Genomic DNA, 18,625 nt, shown 5'->3' with positions numbered 1-18,625 from the left:
GCGCGAGGCGACGCAGGGTGCCGAGGCCGAGGCGCGCAAGGCGATGGTCGGATCGGGCGATCGCTCCGAACGCATCCGCACCTATAATTACCCGCAGGGCCGCGTGACCGATCACCGGATCGGGCTGACGCTGCAGAAACTGCCGCAGATCATCGCCGGGCCGGGCCTCGGCGAACTGGTCGACGCGCTGATCGCCGAAGACGAAGCCAAGCGCCTCGCGGCGATGAGCGAATGACGGTTGCCGACGCGATCCGCACCGCCGCGGAACGCCTCGCCGCTACCAGCGACACCGCCCGGCTCGATGCCGAATTGCTGATGGCGCATGTGCTCGGCGCCACGCGGTCGGCCATGCTGCTCTCGCGAATGCGCGACGAGGCCGAGCCCCACTTGCCTGCGTACGACGCGCTGATTTCGCGCCGCGCGGCCTGCGAGCCGGTCGCGCATCTGCTCGGCGTGCAGGAATTCTTCGGCCTCGACTTCGCGGTGACGCCCGACACGTTGATCCCGCGCGGCGACAGCGAGACGATCGTCCTGGCGACACTCGAAGCCGCATCCGATGCCGTTCGCGTGCTCGATATGGGCACGGGTAGCGGCGCGCTCTTGCTGGCCTACCTGCATGAACGCGGACAGGCGCACGGCATCGGCATCGACGCATCGGAGCGGGCGCTGGCAGTGGCGCGCCGCAATGCCGAGCGGCTGGGACTGGCGGGGAAGGCGGAGTTCCGTCTCGCCTCGTGGCATGACGCCGACTGGGCCAACGATCTGGGCCGGTTCGACCTGATCCTGTGCAACCCACCCTATGTCGAAACGGGGGTGCAGCTCGATCCCGACGTGCGCGACTATGAGCCCGCATCCGCCCTGTTCGCCGGACCCGAGGGTCTTGACGACTATCGCGTGATCATCCCGCAGCTTGGCAAGCTATTATTGCCAGGGGGCGTTGCCGTCCTTGAAATCGGATCGACCCAGGGCGATGTGGTGGCCTCCCTTGGTCGCGAATCGGGCTTCGAAATCGAGCTCCGCCATGACCTCGGCGGGCGGCCCCGTGCAGTGATTCTCAGATAAGGCTTGGCAAAGCCGATTCGACCCTCTACCTCTGGCCGTAGGCCAGTGGTGTGCGACGCGTTCGTCCCATGGGTCTAGCTCCGACATTTGCAGTTCCGGTGCGCGGCCATCAGCCTCGTATACCATGCACAAGACTGGGGCACGCGATCCGCGACAAGCGCGGTCGCGCAAGGGGTCACGCGGCTATTGGCGAACCGTTGGTTCGCGCCGCGAAATTGATGAGGACCAGCTACCCTTGAACAACAATCGCAATAACCGTCGTCGCGGACGCGGGAACAATCGCAACCAGGGCGGTGGCCACAACGCCAACCGCATCGACAGCCGCGCGCGTGGCAATGCCCCGCAGCTGCTCGACAAGTACAAGAAGCTGGCCCAGGACGCGCAGCACAATGGCGACCGGGTGCAGATGGAATACTACCTGCAGTTCGCCGACCATTATTTCCGCGTGATCGCCGACAACAAGGCACGCCAGGACGAAGCACGCGGCAAGCGCTTCGACGAGCGTGACCAGGACGACGACGAGGATGAGGACGGCGAGGATCGCCGCCGCAACCAGAACAATCGCCGCGAGCGTGGCCGCCGTGATGATCGCGACGATCGCGACAGCGACCGAGGCGAGGAATCGCAGGGCGAAGATCGCGACGGCAGCGAGTACGAGCCGGTCGAGAACCCCTTCACCCGTCGCGAGGAAGAACCGCGCAAGCGCCGCGCGCCGCGCAAGCCTCGCCGCGAGGAAGGCGGCTCCAGCAGCAGCGAAAGCGAAATAGACGCTTCGGTCCTGCCGCCATCGCTGAGCTCGAACGACGACGAGGCGGCTGAAAAGCCTGCACCGCGCCGCCGCCGGCGCAAGCAGGAAGAGAGCGAAGAGGCCAGCGCGGCCTGATCGCGCTTGATTGGTTGAACCAACACCCTATTGGGCGAAGCCGATGGATGTGACCCTCGGCTTCGCCCGCCGCCACCCTCGATGGACCGCACTGGCGCTAGGCGCGCTGGTCGCGCTCGGTTTTCCGCCGCTCCACCTGTGGCCGCTGGCAATCGTGGGGATGGGCGCCTTCGCGCTGCTCATCGCCGACAGCCCCACGCGCAAGGAAGCCTTGCTGCGCGGCTGGCTGTTCGGGGTCGCCCACTTCACCCTGGTGAACAACTGGATCGCGACCGCCTTTACCTATCAGGCGGAAATGCCCGCCGTGCTCGGCTGGGTCGCGGTGCCGTTGGTCTCGCTCTATCTTGCGGTCTACCCCGCGATTGCGGCGCTGCTCGCCTGGTCGATCGCGCGCCGTGGCCCCATGCCGGCCTTCGCGCTGGCTTTGGGGGCAAGCTGGGTCCTGACCGAATGGCTGCGCAGCTGGGTCTTCACCGGATACGGTTGGGGTCCGTACTCGCTTTTGCTGCTTGGCGAATGGGATCGGCCGGGCTGGGGGATCCTGCTGCCCTACTTCGGTACCTACGCGCTTTCGGGCATCGCGGTCGCGCTCGCCGGCTTTGCTGCCTGGCTGGTCGTCCAGCGCAAATGGCTGCCGCCTGGCGGGTTTGCGATCCTGCTCGTGGCCGGAATGTACTGGCCCGCTGCCCAACCCGATGAAGGGGTGCTCCCGCTCACCCTGGTGCAGCCCAATCTCAAGCAGGAAGAAATCGACGACCCGACCAAGTTCGAGGGTCAGTTCCAGAACCTCGCGCAATTGAGCATGCCGCTGACCCCGCTCAGTCATCGGCTGGTGCTGTGGCCGGAAAGCGGCGTGCCCGACTATCTGCGCGAAGGCTATCCGCAGCGCTACTACAACCAGATGACCGCCGCGGGCGATCCGGTTTTTGCCCGGCGCCGGATTGGCAGTGTGATCGGCAAAGGGGGTCTGCTGCTGACGGGGGTGGTCGATCTCGAGATCGGCGATGTCGACGGACTGCCAAGGGCCGTGGGCGCTTACAACGCGATCACCTCGATTGACCCTGAAGGCAATCTCGGCCCGCGCTATTCCAAGGCCCACCTCGTCCCCTATGGCGAATATCTCCCGCTCACATGGCTGCTCGAGCCGCTCGGCCTTTCGCGACTGGTTGCAGGGTCGATCGAGTTCATTCCCGGCCCCGGCCCGCAGACGCTCGATCTCGGCGACTACGGCAAGGCCGGTATGCAGATCTGCTATGAAATCGTCTTCTCGGGCGAAGTGGTCGATCCGCACGAACGGCCCGATTACATCTTCAATCCTTCGAACGATGGCTGGTTCGGATCGTGGGGGCCGCCCCAACACCTCGGCCAGGCACGCATGCGGGCCGCCGAAGAGGGCCTGCCGGTCCTGCGTTCGACCACTACCGGAATCAGCGCGGTGATCGACGCGCGTGGCGTCGTGCGCGAACATGTCGAACGTCACGTCGCAGGGCGCATCGACACGCTCGTGCCGCCCGCCGATTCGCCGACGCTGTTCGCACGGCTGGGGCACTGGCTCACGCTGGCCTGGGGATTGCTGTTGCTTGCACTTTCGCTGGTTGCCATCCGGCGGGCGGGAGGCTACCGCCCCGCGTGACACATAAAGAATTCTTTATATCGGGATTTAGAGCGGCATGCGCACCAATTACCTGTTCACCTCCGAAAGCGTGTCGGAAGGCCATCCCGACAAGGTTTCCGACCAGATCAGCGATGCCGTGGTCGATCTGATGTTGGCGCAGGATCCCGAAGCGCGCGTTGCCTGCGAAACCATGACCACGACGCAGCGCGTGATCCTGTCGGGCGAAATCCGTTGCGCTCCGATGTACGATTCCAAGAACCCCGACTGGGCCGAAAACGGCGGCTGGGCGCCCGGGGCCAAGGAAGAGATCGAGAAGGCGGTGCGCCGCACGGTCCGCGAGATCGGTTATGAGCAGGATGGCTTCCACTGGCAGACCCTGACCTTCGAGAACCACCTGCATGGGCAGAGCGCACATATCGCGCAGGGCGTCGACGCCAGCGGCAACAAGGATGAAGGCGCGGGCGACCAGGGCATCATGTTTGGCTTCGCCTGCGACGAGACGCCCGACCTGATGCCGGCGACGATCGACTATTCGCACAAGATCCTCGAGCGGCTCGCCGCGGACCGCAAGAGCGGTGCGGCACCCTTCCTCGAACCCGACGCCAAGAGCCAGGTGACATTGCGCTACGAGAACGGACGCCCGGTCGAATGCACCGCGGTGGTCGTTTCGACCCAGCATGCGCCTGGCTATGACGAGGGCGAGAAGGAAGCCGAGCTCAAGAACTATGTTAGGCGCGTGGTCGGCGAAATCCTGCCCGATGGCTGGATTACCGATGCGACCGAATGGCACATCAACCCGACGGGCGCTTTCGAGATTGGCGGGCCCGATGGCGACGCAGGGCTGACCGGCCGCAAGATCATCGTCGACACCTATGGCGGTGCGGCCCCGCATGGCGGCGGCGCCTTCAGCGGCAAGGATCCGACAAAGGTCGATCGCTCGGCGGCATACATCACTCGCTACCTTGCCAAGAACATCGTCGCGGCGGGCCTCGCGAAGCGCTGCACGATCCAGCTGAGCTATGCGATCGGCGTGTCGAAGCCGTTATCGCTCTATGTCGACACGCACGGCACCAGCGCCGACGGGGTGACCGACGAAGGACTCGAAGAGGCAATCCGGGGGATCGACAAGCTGGGCGGCCTGACCCCGCGCGGCATCCGCACGCACCTGGGGCTCAACAAGCCGATCTACCGCCCGACCGCGGCCTATGGCCATTTCGGGCGCAAGGCCGATGGCGACTATTTCCCGTGGGAACGGACCGACCTTGTCGCGGACCTCAAGGCGGCCTTCGCCTAGGAGTCCTGACCCTTCAGCGGGCTTGGGTGATCGAGCGCAAGCTCGGCATCGGAGAAGGTGAAGGGGCTGCGCACACCGGGGACGCCGTCGAGCTCGATCTGCATCCCCCGGGCGATCACCTGGCGATCGGCAAAGACCTGATCGATCGCGTTGATCGGGCCGGCCGGGATGCCCGCATCGCCGCATTCGGCCAGCAATTCTTCCTTCTGCCACTTGGCGGTTTCGCCCGCGATCAGGGCGTCGAGCGCAGCCCGGTTGGCAAGGCGGCCTTCGTTGCTGGCGAAGCGCTCGTCATCAAGCAGATCCTCGCGGCCGAGCAGGGTGAGCAGCCGCCGGAACAACCCGTCGTTGGCGGGAGCCAGCACGACCTCGCCATCGGCCACGGGGAAGACTCCATAGGCGCTGACCTGCGCGTGCTCGTTGCCCATGCGCGGCGGATTGGTGCCGGTCGTGAGGTAGTGCATCGCCTGGCTGGCGAGCAGCCCCACCGAACAGTCGAGCAAGGCCATGTCGACATGCTGGCCGCGCCCGGTCCGCTCGCGCATCGCCAGCGCGGCCTGGATGCCAATCACCGAATAGAGGCCGCAGGCGAGGTCCGAAACCGACACACCCATCTTCATCGGCTGTCCTTGCGGTTCGCCGGTCAGCGCCATGAAGCCGCTCATCCCCTGGATCACAAAGTCATAACCGGCCTCATGCGCACGCGGGCCGGTCTGGCCGAAGCCGGTGATCGAGCAATAGACTAGGCCCGGATTGGCTTCCGAGAGCACTTCGTAGTCTAGCCCGAACTTTGCCAGCGTGCCGGTCTTGAAGTTCTCCAGCACGACGTCGGCGCCTTCGGCCAGCGCACGGATCCGGGCGAGGTCCTCAGGGTCCTTGAAGTCGGCGACGATATCGCGCTTTCCGCGATTGGTGCCGTGATAATAGGCCGCCTCGCGTGCGCCGCCCTCGCGCTCTATCCAGGGCGGGCCCCACTTGCGGGTTCCGTCGCCGTCGGGGCTTTCGACCTTGATTACGTCGGCACCGAGGTCGGCCAGGATCTGTCCGGCCCAAGGGCCGGCCAACACGCGGGCAAGTTCGAGGACCTTCAGTCCGGCGAGAGGGGCCTTGGGGTTGCGCGGGTTATCGAGCCACATGGGCAGCGCTGCTGCGCTTCCGGATCGCCCCGGTCAAGCGCTCAGATGGCGTAGGCGGTCGGGTCTTCGTCGGGCCAGCTTGTCAGCCGCGGATTGCTCCGGTTGACGAAGACCGCTGGCAGCTTGGCCAGCATCAGCGACTTGTGGATCCAATAGTCGGTCCACTTTTCGCGCCAACGCGGCTTGGGGCGGCGGCCATGGGCCCGAAGCCAGCTGTCATAAGGCATCCAGTGGCTCGGTTCGTCCTTCTCCACTACTTCGAAGATGCGCTTGAGCCCCTTGTCCGAAAGGATGTGGCGGTTCTTCAGCAACACCTCGACCTGGTCCATGCCGCGCTGCTCGGTGATCATGATCACCCGGCATAGCTTCTCGAATTCCTCGCCATTCGCGACGATTGCCTGTGTGTCGAGTTCGTCGATGGTGCAGCCGAACACGGCCTCGATGAAGTGATCGATGTGGCCGCAGGTGCGGTCGACCTTGAGCGGCATCTTGCCCTGCAGTTCGAACCAGCGGCGAAACATGCGATAATGCTTTTCCTCATCGGCGCGATGCTTCTCCACCGCGGCAATGAACCCCGCATCGTCAGGGCAGCGCGCCCGCACCGCCTCGAGCACGCGATCGAGCGAGGTGTAGCCCCGGTGCTCGTTGTAGATGTAGATCGACCCGAGCACGTCGAGGAAGCGGTTACGAAAGACAGCCTGCAAACCCATGCAGACAGTGTCGCATGGATCGCGAGTCGGCGCGAAGCCTTATTCGGTGAGCAGGCCCGCAAGCCCGGAGACTGCCTCGATGAACTCCTCGCGAAAGTCCTGCACGACCTGGCGGCTTGAGCGGACCTGCTCGACCAGGCCGACGCCCTGGCCGACGAAATAGCTCACCAGTTCGCGCGCCCCGTCATTTCCGGCAGCGGCCTCGCGCTCGATCCGTGCAAAGGCAGGCTCGGAAACCATCCCCATCAGCGGCATGGGCAGCGTGCCCGGGCCATCGGGCGCGTCCCAGGCATCATGCCAGGCGGTCTTGAGCTGGCGCGCGGGCTTGCCCGTGCGGCTCTTCGAACGGACCGTGTCGCGACTGCGCGCGGCGACCATCTTGTCGCGAAAGGCTTCGGACGTTTCGGCTTCGGGTGTGGCCAGCCAGATCGATCCGGTCCAGGCGCCTTGTGCGCCCGCCGCCATCATCCCGGCCATCTGCCCGCCAGTCATGATCCCGCCCGCTGCGAGCACCGGAATCCGATGCCCGGCGCGGTCGAGCGCACGGACCACTTCGGGGATCAGCACCAGCGTCGAGACTTCGCCGCAGTGACCGCCCGCTTCGGTTCCCTGCGCAACGATGATGTCGACCCCGGCTTCGGCCTGGCGGATCGCGTGCTCCTTGGCCCCCACCAGTGCTGCCACCGGTACGTCGCGCTTCTTGCCTTCGGCGATCATGTCGGCTGGGGCGATGCCAAGCGCGTTGGCGATCAGCTTGATCGGGTGACGGAAGGCGACCTCCATCAGCGCGAGGCCGTTTTCCGGCGTGATCCCCATGCGCTCCCTGAGGATGGGCATCTGCGCCTCGGGCGCGATTCCGTAATTGGCGAGAACTTCGTTGACGAAGCTCTGATAGGCCGGATCAATCGCAGCTGCGCGGCTCTTGTTGTCGGCCAGTTCGCGGACGCGCGGGTCGATCACTTCGGGCACCAGCACGTCGACGCCATAGGGGGCACCATCGACATGCGCGTCGATCCAGGCGAGTTCTTCCTCGAGTTGCTCGGGGCTGAACCGCGTCGCGCCGAGGACCCCGAACCCGCCGGCCTTGCTGACTGCGGCGACCACGTCGCGACAGTGGCTGAAGGCGAATAGCGGGAACTCCGCCCCGGTCAGTTCGCAAACGCGATTCATCGGCATATCAGTCTCTCCTTGCAACTCGAGTAGCGTCCGGTCCTGTGCCTCGCAAGGCCGGGTTTCGACGCCTGTTCGGCTGAACCGGTTTAGAGCTCAAGCAGATCGCGGCCGACCACGATGTCGCCCGAAAAATACGGGCGGACCGCCGCCAGCCATTCCTCGTCGGTGATGAACGGATAGCCGCCGGGTACGAAATGGCTGAGCACCAGCGTCTTCACCCCTGCCGCGCTGGCCATCCTGCCAACGTCCTCACAGGTTGTGTGAGCAGCGAGCAAGTGTTGGCGTAAGCGCGGTGCGGTGGGCTGGGAGGCGATCAGCTTTTCCATCGCTGGTAGGTACATCACCTCATGGACTAATACGTCGGCACCCTTCGCAAGGGCGACTAGGTTCTCGGAAACAGCGGTATCGCCGGAAAAGACGATCGAGCGATCCGGGCAGTCGAAGCGATAGGCAAAGGAGTGGCGGAAAGGCGGGTGAACGACCTCGGTACAGCTCACCCTGACGCGATCGTCTTCATAGACCGGCCCAGGTCCAGTGTGTTCGAAAGCGCTTACCAGTTTGGATGGATCGAGCCGCGCCTCGTCGGCCATGCGAATTGAAATGTCGGCACGATTGGCCCGGAGCGTGTCGCGCAAGATCTGCTTGAGCGGTGGTGGTCCGTGGAACTCGACGGGAGCGGCCAGATTGTCCGCCCATGCGAGCAGCAACACATTGCCGATGTCGATGTTGTGGTCGTTGTGATGGTGCGTGATGAAAACCGCATGAAGCTGCTCGGTACGCAGGCCAGCCATCACCATCTGGCGCGCCACACCATTGCCCGCATCGATCAAATAGACCCGGTCACCTACGACAATCGCATTGGCTGCAGCCGCGCGGTTCGGTTTGGGAGTCGGGCCGCCGGCTGTGCCGAGAAGGATCAGTCGCGACTCCTGCGGGGTCGGCTCTCCAGCCCTGGTAAGTTGCGCGAGCGGCAGTGCGGCCAGTCCGGCCAGCAGGGTGCGCCTGGGTATGTCCATCGGTGCAGCTTAGCTGCTGCGCGATGCTAGTCCAGATAATGCGCCGTCGTGCGTGACCTGACATCCTCGGCCGTAATGCCTGGTGCCGTCTCGATCAGCTTGAACGGGCTGTCGTGGTCGGGGCGCTGGAATACGGCGATGTCGGTGATGATCATATCGACCACGTTCTTGCCGGTCAGCGGCAGCGTGCAGGCGGGGATGAACTTGGGGCTGCCGTCCTTGGCGTTGTGCTCCATCACCACGATGATCTTCTTTACGCCCGCGACGAGGTCCATCGCGCCACCCATACCCTTGATCATCTTGCCCGGGATCATCCAGTTGGCGATGTCCCCGTTCTCGGCCACCTCCATCGCGCCCAGCACGGTCAGGTCGATATGCCCGCCGCGGATCATGGCAAAGCTGGCCGCGCTGTCGAAATAGGCACTGTGCGGCAACTCGCTGATGGTCTGCTTGCCGGCATTGATCAGGTCCGCGTCGACCTCGTCCGCATAGGGAAAGGGGCCGATGCCGAGCATGCCGTTTTCGCTTTGCAGCGTCACGTGCATCCCTTCGGGAATGTGGTTCGCGACAAGTGTCGGGATGCCGATGCCCAGGTTGACGTAATAGCCGTCCTTCAATTCGCGCGCGGCGCGGGCGGCCATCTGGTTGCGGTCCCAACCGGTGCGGGTCGCGGTATCGGTCATCTTACTTGCCTTCGTTCATGATGTCGGGCGCGGTGCGCACCAGTGTGTCGGGGGTCCAGCGGGCGTCGGGCGGGAATACGTCGTCGATCGTTCCCTTCTGCCAAAAGCCATAGGCTGCGTTGGGGATCAGGAACCAGCCATTGCCCCACAGCTGCGCGATATCGCCACGTGCTGCGAGCTCGCGGCGCTGTTGCACGGTGAGCGCCCGGTCATTGAGCAATTCGGCAAAATCGCCGAGGTTGTCGCCGCCGAGTGCGATCACACAATAGCTGTCCGAGATGATCTTGCGGCGGCCGTCCTTGTTGCCACCCAATGCATCGTCGCCCGCCAGGAACAGTGTTTTGCCGTGTACCGCCGGGCCGACACCCGCCTTCTCGATCGCAGCGATCGTGCCTGCGGCGGTCGCGGTGGGACGGTTGGTGTTGAAGACTACTTCGATACCCGCTTCGCGCAGGCGCCGAATGCCGGTGACTGCGCCAGGGACGGGCACGGCATAGGGTGCGCCCTCATCGGCCCATTTCATGAAGGCTTCCGGCGTGAAGGCATTACCGAGCGACAGCCAGTATTCGTAGCCGCGATTGAGGATGACGGTCTCGTCGACGTCGAACACCGCGGCGAAGGGCTTCTGCGTCCCGTCTTCGCGCTGGCAGCTTGGAGTGCCAAGACCACCGGGCGTATCGGGCAGGCCAAGGGGAACCGATTGCGGCAACTTGCGCTGGCGCGATACGAAGATGGTGTAATCGGCGATCAGGCGCCACGCCTGGATTGAAGCTGCCGCAGCTTCGCCGGAACCGTAGGTCCACCGCATGGGGTCAGGGGCAGGTGCTTCGCCACCCATCGGGGCAGGCGCGGCGACAGGCGCAGCAGGCGCGCTGGCCACTTCGGTTGGAGCCGTCGCGCAGCCTGCCAGGGCAAGCGCTGCGAGGGCACTGGTGCCGGTAAACCTCATCGGGTAGCCTCCATGTCGGCGGGCAGGGGGATGTTAGGCTGCTCGACCTGCCACAGCAGCGAGAGAACGCGCCAGCTGCCGTCCGCCTGCCGCATCAGCTGAAATGAATTGATCCCTCGCGTGCCGCCGGTGGTGCCATCGGGCTCGGTCCAGCCCCCCGAATAGGAGGACCATACATGGGCGATCCCGCCATAGACGAGCACCCGATTGACCAGCGTGCCTTCGCTGAAGCCGTTGGTGACGAGGAAGTCGCGCTTGGAAGCGATGTATTCCTCGAGCGTACAGCTCTCGATCCCATCGGCGCGGATCGCGGTCAGGCGCGCGTGCGGCAGATATAGCGCGCGCATCGCATCCCAGTCACGCTGTTGCCCCGCCGGGCCGGAAATCGCCGCATAGACGGCGTCGACCACGCGATTGATGGCCGCGATGCCTTCGGCCTCCAGCGGCACTATGCGAGCTCGCGCTCACGCGTGGTGACGAATTCGATCTTCTTGTCGTAGGGCGTGCCCACGATCATGCGCTGCACATAGACACCGGGCAGGTGGATGCAGTCCGGATTGAGGCTACCCACGGGCACTATTTCCTCGACTTCAACTACGCAGACCTTGCCGCAGGTCGCTGCAGGCAGGTTGAAGTTGCGGGCGGTCTTGCGGAACACGAGGTTGCCGGTTTCATCGGCCTTCCACGCCTTGATGATCGCCAGGTCGGCGAAGATGCCGCGCTCGAGGATGTACTCTTCCCCGTCGAACAGCTTCACCTCCTTGCCCTCTGCCACCTGCGTGCCGACGCCAGTCTTGGTGTAGAAGCCCGGGATGCCGGCACCGCCAGCACGCATGCGCTCGGCCAGCGTGCCCTGTGGGCAGAATTCAACCTCGAGTTCGCCCGAAAGGAACTGCCGCTCGAATTCCTTGTTCTCGCCGACATAGGACGAGATCATCTTTCTCACCTGATGGGTGCGCAACAGCATCCCAATGCCTTCGCCATCGATCCCGGCATTGTTGCTGGCAAAGGTGAGGCCCTTCACACCCGAATCACGGATCGCGACAAGCAACCGTTCGGGAATTCCGCAAAGGCCGAAGCCTCCGCTCGCGATCAGCATGTCGTCCTTGAGAAGCCCCTCAAGGGCGGCGGCGGCATCGGGGTAGAGCTTGTTCATGGGCGCGACTTAACTCCTCATTGCGCGTCTGTCACGCGCATGCCGTAGCGTCATCGAGGCATAGCCTGTTTTTGTTGCGTTGCAAAACATTATGACCACAATGCGATCACATGAATCGCATTGAATCAATGAGTTAAATGCGATTATGTGAACGTTTGTTGCAGGACATGCAACTAAAATTGCCCTTTTCGCACTTGCACAAAATGGTGCCGAGCAACATATCTCGACCTGCCTTTCAGGCATCCTCTCCCAAGACTTTCAAGCCCGGTGGGTTCGCCTGCCGGGCTTTTTTCTTGCCGGTTTCGGACCCGTCTCCCCTATTCGTTCATTGCATCGACAAAGCCCAGTTCCCAGCTAGGGTCGATCGGTTGCACGGATGAAGGGATTGTATTTCCCATGGCGGATGCAGACGCTGCAGTAGCGGACAAGACGGTGAGACTTCAGGTCGCGGCGGCACGGCAGGATGAGAGCGGACAGGGCATCGCCCGCATGCCGCGTTCTGCCTTCCAGGCGCTGGGCATAACCGAGGGCGATGTGGTGGAGATTACCGGCAAGCGCTCGACTGTTGCCGTGGCCATGGCCGCCTATGACGAGGACCAGAGCCTCGATGTGGTCCGCCTCGACGGGCTCCAGCGCGGCAATGCCGAAGTTGGCTCGGGCGAGCACGTCAAGATTGCTGCCGCGGAGTCGCGACCGGCCACGCGCGTCGTGTTTGCGCCCGCCCAGCGCGAGATGCGGCTGCAGGGGCCGGCTCATGCTCTCAAGCGCAATTTCTTTCGCAAGCCTATCGTCGCGGGTGACCTTGTCGCCACCACCGGCCAGCAGCCGGTGCAGGACATGCCGCCGGAGGTGCGTCGCATGTTCAACGCGCCCGCCTATGCCCTCACTCAGATCCGCCTCAGCGTCGTGTCGACCGTGCCCAAGGGCATCGTCCACATCGATGAAGATACCGAGGTCGAACTGCGCGCCGAGTTCGAAGCGCCGCGCGATGCGCGCGCAGTGGTCAACTATGACGACGTTGGCGGCATGGGGGATACCATCCAGGCGCTGCGTGAAATGGTCGAGCTGCCGCTGCGCTTTCCCGAACTGTTCACTCGCCTGGGCGTCGATCCGCCAAAGGGCGTGCTGCTGCACGGCCCGCCGGGAACCGGCAAGACGCGCCTGGCACAGGCCGTCGCCAATGAAAGCGATGCGAATTTCTTCACCATCAACGGGCCTGAGATCATGGGTTCGGGCTATGGCGAGAGCGAGAAACGGCTGCGCGAAGTGTTCGAGGAGGCAAGCAAGTCCGCCCCGGCGATCATCTTCATCGACGAAATCGATTCGATCGCACCCAAGCGCGATCGCGTGCCGGGCGAGGCGGAAAAACGCCTCGTCGCGCAGCTGCTGACGCTGATGGACGGGCTTGAAGCACGGGCGAACTTGGTAGTGATCGCCGCGACCAACCGGCCAGACGCCATCGACGAAGCGCTGCGTCGACCCGGCCGCTTCGACCGCGAAATCGTTATCGGTGTTCCCGACGAGAAGGGGCGCCGGGAAATCCTCGGCATTCACACGCGTGGCATGCCGCTGGGCGATAAGGTCGACCTCGATGAGCTGGCGCGGGCGACCTACGGTTTCGTCGGTGCGGATATCGCCGCGCTGGCCCGCGAAGCGGCCATCGACGCTGTGCGCCGGATCATGCCGCGGCTCGATCTCGATGAACGTACGGTCCCGCAGGAGGTGCTCGATGACCTCTACGTGAGCCGTGAGGATTTCCTCGCCGCGCTCAAGCGCATCCAGCCTTCTGCGATGCGGGAGGTCATGGTGCAGATGCCCAATGTCCGCTGGAGCGACATTGGCGGTATTCCTGACGCGATCGCGACGCTTAAGGAAGGGATCGAGCTGCCACTCAAGAACCCCGATGCATTCCATCGATTGGGCATCCGGCCGGCCAAGGGCTTCCTGCTCTATGGTCCTCCGGGGACCGGCAAGACACTGCTCGCCAAGGCTGTGGCCAAGGAGGCCGAAGCAAACTTCATCTCGATGAAGTCGAGTGACCTGCTGTCTAAATGGTATGGCGAAAGCGAGCAGCAGATCGCACGCATGTTCAAGCGGGCCCGCGCGGTTGCCCCATGCGTACTCTTCATCGACGAGATCGACAGCCTTGTACCCGCGCGCGGTTCGGGACAGGGCGAGCCGCAGGTCACCGGCCGGGTGGTCAACACCATCCTCGCCGAAATGGACGGGCTGGAAGAACTCCAGTCCGTCGTGGTGATCGGCGCGACCAACCGCCCTGCGCTGGTCGACCCGGCGCTGCTGCGTCCGGGCCGCTTCGACGAGCTGGTTTATGTAGGGACGCCGGACAAGCCGGGGCGCGAGCAGATACTGGGCATCCACACTGCCAATATGCCGCTCGCCAAAGATGTGAAGCTCGCCGAGATCGCGGCCAAGACCGAGCGATTCACCGGTGCGGATCTTGAGGACGTGGTTCGCCGCGCCGGCCTCAACGCGATCCAGCGCGCCGGGGGTGAGGTCAAGTCAGTCACTGCCGCTGACTTCGAGGAAGCGCTCAAGGATAGCCGTGCAACGGTCACTCCCGAGATGGAAAGCGAATACCGGAAGATGCGCGGCGAACTGAAGAAGCGCGCGGCGGAGGTCCACCCCATCGGCTTCCTACATGAAGGGATGGTCGAAAGCACCCGCACCGCCAAGCACGAGTAGCGGCAGTTATTTGCCCTGCTTGGCCCGCTGGTTGGCCGCTTCGACTTCCAGCCGGTGGCGGATCAGGGCACCGGGCTGTTCCTTGCGCAGCCAGCCGAGCATATGCTCGCGCACGTCGCAGCGCAGTGTGAACAGATCGCCGATCGTGTTGGCGCTCATCGCTAGGCGCAGCTCGATGCTCTCGGGATAGGCTTCGGTCATCAGCAGTTGCAGGTTGCGCCCATCCCACAGCGGGTGCCCCCTGACATAGCTTTCGAATTCGGTGCGGATCGGGGCAATCTCGGTATCTGGGTCGAGGTGGAGGAACACCGGGCCGGTCAGCTTCTCGTTGATCCGCGACCAGTTCTCGAAGCTCTGGTCGAGGAAGCGGCTGGTGGGGACCACGATCACGCGTTCGTCCCAGGTCCGCACGGTGACGAAGCTCATGCGAATTTCCTCGACCCGCCCGGTCTGCTCGTCGACCTTCACCAGATCGCCGAGGCGAAGCGGCTGGGTCAGCGCCATCTGCAGACCGGCAATGAGCGATTTGAGCGCCGGCTGGGCGGCAGCGCCCACAGCCAGGGCAGCCAGGCCTGCCGATGCGAGCATAGTGGTGCCGACATCGCGCACGCCGGGAATGTTGAACAGGATCAACGAGACGGTGATTACCATGATCGCCACGCGGATCGTCCGTGAAAGCACCGCAATCCGGGTTAGTCGACCACGTTCGGCGACCGGGTCTGCTGAATTGCTGACCTGTTCGGCGAACCCCAGTGCAACGCCCTTGACTGCCGCAAAGGCGACCCAGCCGAGCACGGCCGGTGTCAGGAAGTCGGTCAGCACATCCCATTCACGACCGACCAGCGCATCGTTCTCGGCAGCGATCGACAGCGCGAAGATAATCAGCGCAAACTGCATCGGGCGGCGAACCCTGGCCACAACGACATCGTCGAGCGGGGTCTGCGATTGTCTGGCCAGGCGTTTGAGGATGGCAAAGCCGATCCAGTGAACCACAAGCGCGCCTGCCACTGCGAGGCCGAGAACGGTCAGTACTTCGATGAGAGCCGAGGTCGAGAGGGTCCAGCTGCTTGGCAGGATACGTTCGAGCATGGTTGCTATGCCTATGGCCCTGCTGCGCGGGTTTCAACCCGCCAGTTCAATCCTTGGCTGGCAAATCGATGCAGACCAGCAGCCCATCCGCAGTGAACTCGCGCGTGACCGTGCCGCCGAACTGGCGCGCCGCGCTGTCCATCATCAAGGTTCCAAAGCCCTTGCTATTCGGCTCGTCCACGATTTGGGCGCCATCTTCCTTCCAGCTCAGCCTGATCCAGTCATCGTCGCGCTTCCAGGCGACGGTGATCGATCCACCGCAACTCCAGGCCCCATATTTCACGGCATTCGTCGTCAATTCATGCAACACCAGACCCAGCGGGGTGACCTGCTTGGCCGGGAGGAGGACCTCGGGGCCCTTCACTGTCGCGATGTGGCTCGCCGAGCGATAGGGCGCCAGCGTGGTTTCGACCAACTGCGACAACGCGGCGACCGGGCGGTCGATCTCCCCTTGGGTGACCTCGTGTGCAGTGAGGAGAGCGCGGATCCGATCGCTAATGGTCTCGGTCAATTCCTTGGCTTCGGGTTTACCACGCGCACTCATCTGGACGATGGCCAGGACCACGGCGAAGAGGTTCTTGACCCTGTGGTTGAGTTCGCGGGCAAGCAGGTCTGCGCGATCGCGGGCCTCCGCCAGGGCAGCCGCCTGGGCTGCCTCTGCCTCTGCTCTCGCCGCCCGGCTGACGAGCGCAGTTCCCGCGATCATCGCCAGCACCAGCAGGGCGAGCAAGCCGCCAAGCAACGGTAACACCCGCGATTCGGCGAGTGCCGCCTGTGCCGTCGCTACCCCCAGGATCTCGTTTTCGATCTGCTCCATTTCGCGGATCGCGCGATTGAGCCGCTCCATCGTTTCGACGCCCTCGTCGGTCAGAACTGCTCGACGCGCGTCGAGCAGACGCCCACTTTCGAGCAAGGCGACGCCAGCCTCCATCTCGTCGAACTTGGCGCGGGCCAGTACATCGATCTCGTCGATCAATTCCGACTGGCGCTGCGTTGCCTGGTCGCCAAGCAGCCCGCGCAACCGGTCCAGCGCAGGGCCAATCTGCTCGCGGCCCACCTGGTATGGTTCGAGATAGCGCCGATCGAGCGTGATCAGATATCCGCGCTGGCCGGTTTCGCCGTTGATCGTCGCACGCCCGATCCGACGCAACTGGTCAAGCACTTCGACCGTTTTTTCCGCCTGATCCCGCTGCGCGCGTTCCGCGTCCACGGTCTTGTAGACCAGGAACAGTAGTGCGAGCATGGCGGCGCTGATGATCGCCAGCACTGCGACATTGACCCAGCGCAGCCGGCGTTCGCGCATGGCAAAGGCGATGGTGCGCTTCAGTGCGCGGCTCCCCAGCTTGCCCCAGTGCCGATCTCGACACCCAGCGGGACACTAAGCTCGACCGCTGGACGGGCGGCTTCGGCCATGACACGCTCGATCACCGGAGACGCCCTCGCCACATCGCCTTCGGGCAATTCGAACACCAGTTCGTCGTGCACCTGCAGCAGCATGCGAATATGGCCCAACCCGGCTTCCTGCAGGGCCGGCATCATTCGCGCCATCGCACGCTTGATGATGTCGGCGCTGGTTCCCTGGATTGGCGCGTTGATCGCGGCGCGCTCGCTGCCCGCGCGCTCGTTCGGGTTCTTCGAATTGATCCGCGGGAACCAGGTCTTGCGGCCGAACAGCGTTTCCGAATAGCCGCGCTCGCGCACGCTCTCCAGCGTCGAATGGATATAGTGCTGGATACCGGGGAAGCGCTGGAAATAGGTATCGATCATCGCCTGTGCTTCCTCTGGCGTGACACCCAGGCGACCGGCGAGGCCCCAGCGCGATATGCCGTAGAGGATGGCAAAGTTGATGGTCTTGGCGCGGCCTCGCGTGTCGCGGTCGACCGTACCGAACATCTCCATCGCCGTGCGCGCGTGGATGTCCTCGCCAGCTGCGAAAGCCTCCTTCAGGCTTGGCACGTTGGCCATATGCGCAGCCAGGCGCAATTCGATCTGGGAATAGTCTGCCGCGAGCAGGACATTGCCCGGTTCCGCGACAAAGGCTTCGCGGATCTGGCGACCGATCTCGGTCCGGATTGGGATGTTCTGCAGATTGGGGTCGGTCGAGGACAGGCGTCCGGTCTGCGCCCCTACCAGCGAGTAGCTGGTATGAACCCGCCCGGTTTCCGGGTTGATCGCTTCTTGCAAGGCATCGGTATAGGTCGACTTGAGCTTGGCCAGCTGGCGCCATTCGAGCACCTTGTCGGCGATCACCGCGCCTTCTCCCGAAAGCCTTTCGAGGATTGCCTGGTCGGTCGAATACTGCCCGCTCTTGCCCTTGCGCCCGCCCTTGTAGCCGAGCTTGTCGAACAGGATATCGCCGAGCTGCTTGGGACTGCCGACGGTAAAAGGCTCGCCCGCGAGTTCGTGGATCTCGCCTTCCAGCCGGGCAGTCTCCTTGGCGAACTCCTCGGAAAGCTTGGCCAGATGCGGCCGATCGACGCGGATCCCGTGACGCTCCATCTGCGCTACCACCGGCACCAGGGGGCGGTCGACCCGTTCATAAATCCGCGTCCCGCCTTCCTCGGACAGGCGCGGCTTGAGTAGCGCGTGCAGCCGCCAGGTCACATCGGCGTCCTCGGCGGCATATTCGGTTGCCTTGTCGAGCGGGACTTCGCCGAAGGGGATCGCCTTCTTTCCGGTGCCGCAGACGTCCTTGAAGGCGGTGCAGATATGACCGAGGTGCCGCTCGGCCAATTCGTCCATGCCGTGCCCGCCACCGATTCCGTCGAGGCTGCGTCCCGCGTCGAGATCGAAACTGATCACCATGGTATCGTCGATCGGCGCGACCATGATGCCGTTCCGGGCGAAGACGTTGAGGTCGTATTTGCCGTTGTGGAACACCTTGAGCACCGCATCGCTTTCCAGCAGCGGCTTGAGCGCTGCGAGCGCCTCGGCCTTGCCGATCTGTAGCGGCTTGTCGGAGAACATGTCGCTCCCGCCGTGATCGAGCGGGATGTAGCATGCGTCGTTTGGCCCAAGGGCGAGGCTCACCCCCACAAGGTCTGCGCGAACGGCATCGAGGCTGTTGGTTTCGGTGTCGACTGCCACCAGCCGCGCCTCTTTGGCACGGGCGATCCAGTGTTGCAGCCGCTCCATGTCCTGCACGCATTCATAGGC

General features: G+C 64.1%; 16 protein-coding genes and 1 pseudogene. 6 read left to right on the top strand and 11 right to left on the bottom strand.

The genetic code is table 11. The annotated features are described in order from the left end of the window. The 5 genes and pseudogenes from AAFM29_RS11620 to metK form a co-directional block, all read left to right on the top strand. A pseudogene (locus tag AAFM29_RS11620) lies at positions 1-235 on the top strand (peptide chain release factor 1); the annotation flags it as partial. Further along, positions 232-1,062: a peptide chain release factor N(5)-glutamine methyltransferase gene (prmC, locus tag AAFM29_RS11615; protein ID WP_341712963.1), complete on the top strand. Its 831-nt coding sequence runs from the start codon at positions 232-234 to the stop codon at positions 1,060-1,062. The pseudogene AAFM29_RS11620 and the gene prmC, both read left to right, overlap by 4 nt. A 124-nt stretch (positions 1,063-1,186) precedes the next feature. Beyond that, complete coding sequence (locus tag AAFM29_RS11610; RefSeq protein WP_341712962.1) at positions 1,187-1,945, top strand: DUF4167 domain-containing protein; 759 nt, start codon at positions 1,187-1,189, stop codon at positions 1,943-1,945. Between the two features lie 43 nt (positions 1,946-1,988). Beyond that, positions 1,989-3,578 carry an apolipoprotein N-acyltransferase gene (gene lnt / locus AAFM29_RS11605; protein WP_341712961.1) on the top strand — a complete coding sequence of 530 codons (1,590 nt, stop codon included), beginning with the start codon at positions 1,989-1,991 and terminating at the stop codon, positions 3,576-3,578. Positions 3,579-3,615: 37 nt separating this feature from the next. After that, complete coding sequence (gene metK, locus AAFM29_RS11600) at positions 3,616-4,854, top strand: methionine adenosyltransferase (RefSeq protein WP_341712960.1); 1,239 nt, start codon at positions 3,616-3,618, stop codon at positions 4,852-4,854. Here the strand turns inward: metK and AAFM29_RS11595 are convergent. From AAFM29_RS11595 to AAFM29_RS11560, 8 genes are all read right to left on the bottom strand, one after another. Beyond that, positions 4,851-5,990: a CaiB/BaiF CoA-transferase family protein gene (locus AAFM29_RS11595; protein WP_341712959.1), complete on the bottom strand. Its 1,140-nt coding sequence runs from the start codon at positions 5,988-5,990 to the stop codon at positions 4,851-4,853. The genes metK and AAFM29_RS11595 overlap by 4 nt on opposite strands. A 41-nt stretch (positions 5,991-6,031) precedes the next feature. After that, positions 6,032-6,700: a ferritin-like domain-containing protein gene (locus AAFM29_RS11590; protein ID WP_341712958.1), complete on the bottom strand. Its 669-nt coding sequence runs from the start codon at positions 6,698-6,700 to the stop codon at positions 6,032-6,034. A 39-nt stretch (positions 6,701-6,739) separates the two neighbouring features. After that, complete coding sequence (locus AAFM29_RS11585; protein ID WP_341712957.1) at positions 6,740-7,876, bottom strand: nitronate monooxygenase family protein; 1,137 nt, start codon at positions 7,874-7,876, stop codon at positions 6,740-6,742. A gap of 83 nt (positions 7,877-7,959) precedes the next feature. Continuing rightward, on the bottom strand, positions 7,960-8,889 hold the full coding sequence (locus AAFM29_RS11580) for an MBL fold metallo-hydrolase (protein ID WP_341712956.1): 930 nt from the start codon (positions 8,887-8,889) through the stop codon (positions 7,960-7,962). Positions 8,890-8,915: 26 nt separating this feature from the next. Continuing rightward, positions 8,916-9,572, bottom strand: coding sequence for a CoA transferase subunit B (locus AAFM29_RS11575; protein ID WP_341712955.1), 657 nt, complete (start codon positions 9,570-9,572; stop codon positions 8,916-8,918). 1 nt (position 9,573) lies between these two features. Further along, positions 9,574-10,521, bottom strand: coding sequence for an HAD family acid phosphatase (locus AAFM29_RS11570; RefSeq protein WP_341712954.1), 948 nt, complete (start codon positions 10,519-10,521; stop codon positions 9,574-9,576). Further along, on the bottom strand, positions 10,518-10,970 hold the full coding sequence (locus AAFM29_RS11565) for a hypothetical protein (protein ID WP_341712953.1): 453 nt from the start codon (positions 10,968-10,970) through the stop codon (positions 10,518-10,520). Before AAFM29_RS11565 ends, AAFM29_RS11570 begins: the two co-directional genes overlap by 4 nt. After that, a complete protein-coding gene (locus AAFM29_RS11560; RefSeq protein WP_341712952.1) occupies positions 10,970-11,677 on the bottom strand; it encodes a CoA transferase subunit A in 708 nt (235 codons plus the stop codon). The genes AAFM29_RS11565 and AAFM29_RS11560 overlap by 1 nt, the downstream gene beginning before the upstream one ends. A 396-nt stretch (positions 11,678-12,073) precedes the next feature. Between AAFM29_RS11560 and AAFM29_RS11555 the strand changes: the two genes are divergently transcribed. Then, entirely contained in the window at positions 12,074-14,380 is a 2,307-nt protein-coding gene (locus AAFM29_RS11555) for a CDC48 family AAA ATPase (RefSeq protein ID WP_341712951.1), read from the top strand. A 6-nt stretch (positions 14,381-14,386) separates the two neighbouring features. Here the strand turns inward: AAFM29_RS11555 and AAFM29_RS11550 are convergent, their stop codons facing one another. The 3 genes from AAFM29_RS11550 to polA form a co-directional block, all read right to left on the bottom strand. After that, the gene (locus AAFM29_RS11550; protein ID WP_341712950.1) at positions 14,387-15,469 is read right to left on the bottom strand and encodes a mechanosensitive ion channel domain-containing protein; all 1,083 of its coding nucleotides are present in this window, start codon (positions 15,467-15,469) and stop codon (positions 14,387-14,389) included. Between the two features lie 46 nt (positions 15,470-15,515). Next, positions 15,516-16,772, bottom strand: coding sequence for a CHASE3 domain-containing protein (locus AAFM29_RS11545; RefSeq protein ID WP_341712949.1), 1,257 nt, complete (start codon positions 16,770-16,772; stop codon positions 15,516-15,518). Positions 16,773-16,792: 20 nt separating this feature from the next. Beyond that, a partial coding sequence (gene polA, locus AAFM29_RS11540) for a DNA polymerase I (RefSeq protein ID WP_341712948.1) occupies positions 16,793-18,625 on the bottom strand: 1,833 nt, incomplete at its 5' end.

The sequence above is a fragment of the Erythrobacter sp. genome (assembly GCF_038133525.1).
Taxonomy (GTDB): Bacteria; Pseudomonadota; Alphaproteobacteria; order Sphingomonadales; family Sphingomonadaceae; genus Qipengyuania.
This window is presented reverse-complemented; position numbering and strand designations above follow the sequence as displayed.

Coding starts and splice junctions, on each gene's coding strand:
- prmC (WP_341712963.1), top strand. CDS start 232: ATGACGGTTGCCGACGCGATCCGCACCGCCGCGGAACGCCTCGCCGCT.
- AAFM29_RS11610 (WP_341712962.1), top strand. CDS start 1,187: ATGCACAAGACTGGGGCACGCGATCCGCGACAAGCGCGGTCGCGCAAG.
- lnt (WP_341712961.1), top strand. CDS start 1,989: ATGGATGTGACCCTCGGCTTCGCCCGCCGCCACCCTCGATGGACCGCA.
- metK (WP_341712960.1), top strand. CDS start 3,616: ATGCGCACCAATTACCTGTTCACCTCCGAAAGCGTGTCGGAAGGCCAT.
- AAFM29_RS11595 (WP_341712959.1), bottom strand. CDS start 5,990: ATGTGGCTCGATAACCCGCGCAACCCCAAGGCCCCTCTCGCCGGACTG.
- AAFM29_RS11590 (WP_341712958.1), bottom strand. CDS start 6,700: ATGGGTTTGCAGGCTGTCTTTCGTAACCGCTTCCTCGACGTGCTCGGG.
- AAFM29_RS11585 (WP_341712957.1), bottom strand. CDS start 7,876: ATGCCGATGAATCGCGTTTGCGAACTGACCGGGGCGGAGTTCCCGCTA.
- AAFM29_RS11580 (WP_341712956.1), bottom strand. CDS start 8,889: ATGGACATACCCAGGCGCACCCTGCTGGCCGGACTGGCCGCACTGCCG.
- AAFM29_RS11575 (WP_341712955.1), bottom strand. CDS start 9,572: ATGACCGATACCGCGACCCGCACCGGTTGGGACCGCAACCAGATGGCC.
- AAFM29_RS11570 (WP_341712954.1), bottom strand. CDS start 10,521: ATGAGGTTTACCGGCACCAGTGCCCTCGCAGCGCTTGCCCTGGCAGGC.
- AAFM29_RS11560 (WP_341712952.1), bottom strand. CDS start 11,677: ATGAACAAGCTCTACCCCGATGCCGCCGCCGCCCTTGAGGGGCTTCTC.
- AAFM29_RS11555 (WP_341712951.1), top strand. CDS start 12,074: ATGGCGGATGCAGACGCTGCAGTAGCGGACAAGACGGTGAGACTTCAG.
- AAFM29_RS11550 (WP_341712950.1), bottom strand. CDS start 15,469: ATGCTCGAACGTATCCTGCCAAGCAGCTGGACCCTCTCGACCTCGGCT.
- AAFM29_RS11545 (WP_341712949.1), bottom strand. CDS start 16,772: ATGCGCGAACGCCGGCTGCGCTGGGTCAATGTCGCAGTGCTGGCGATC.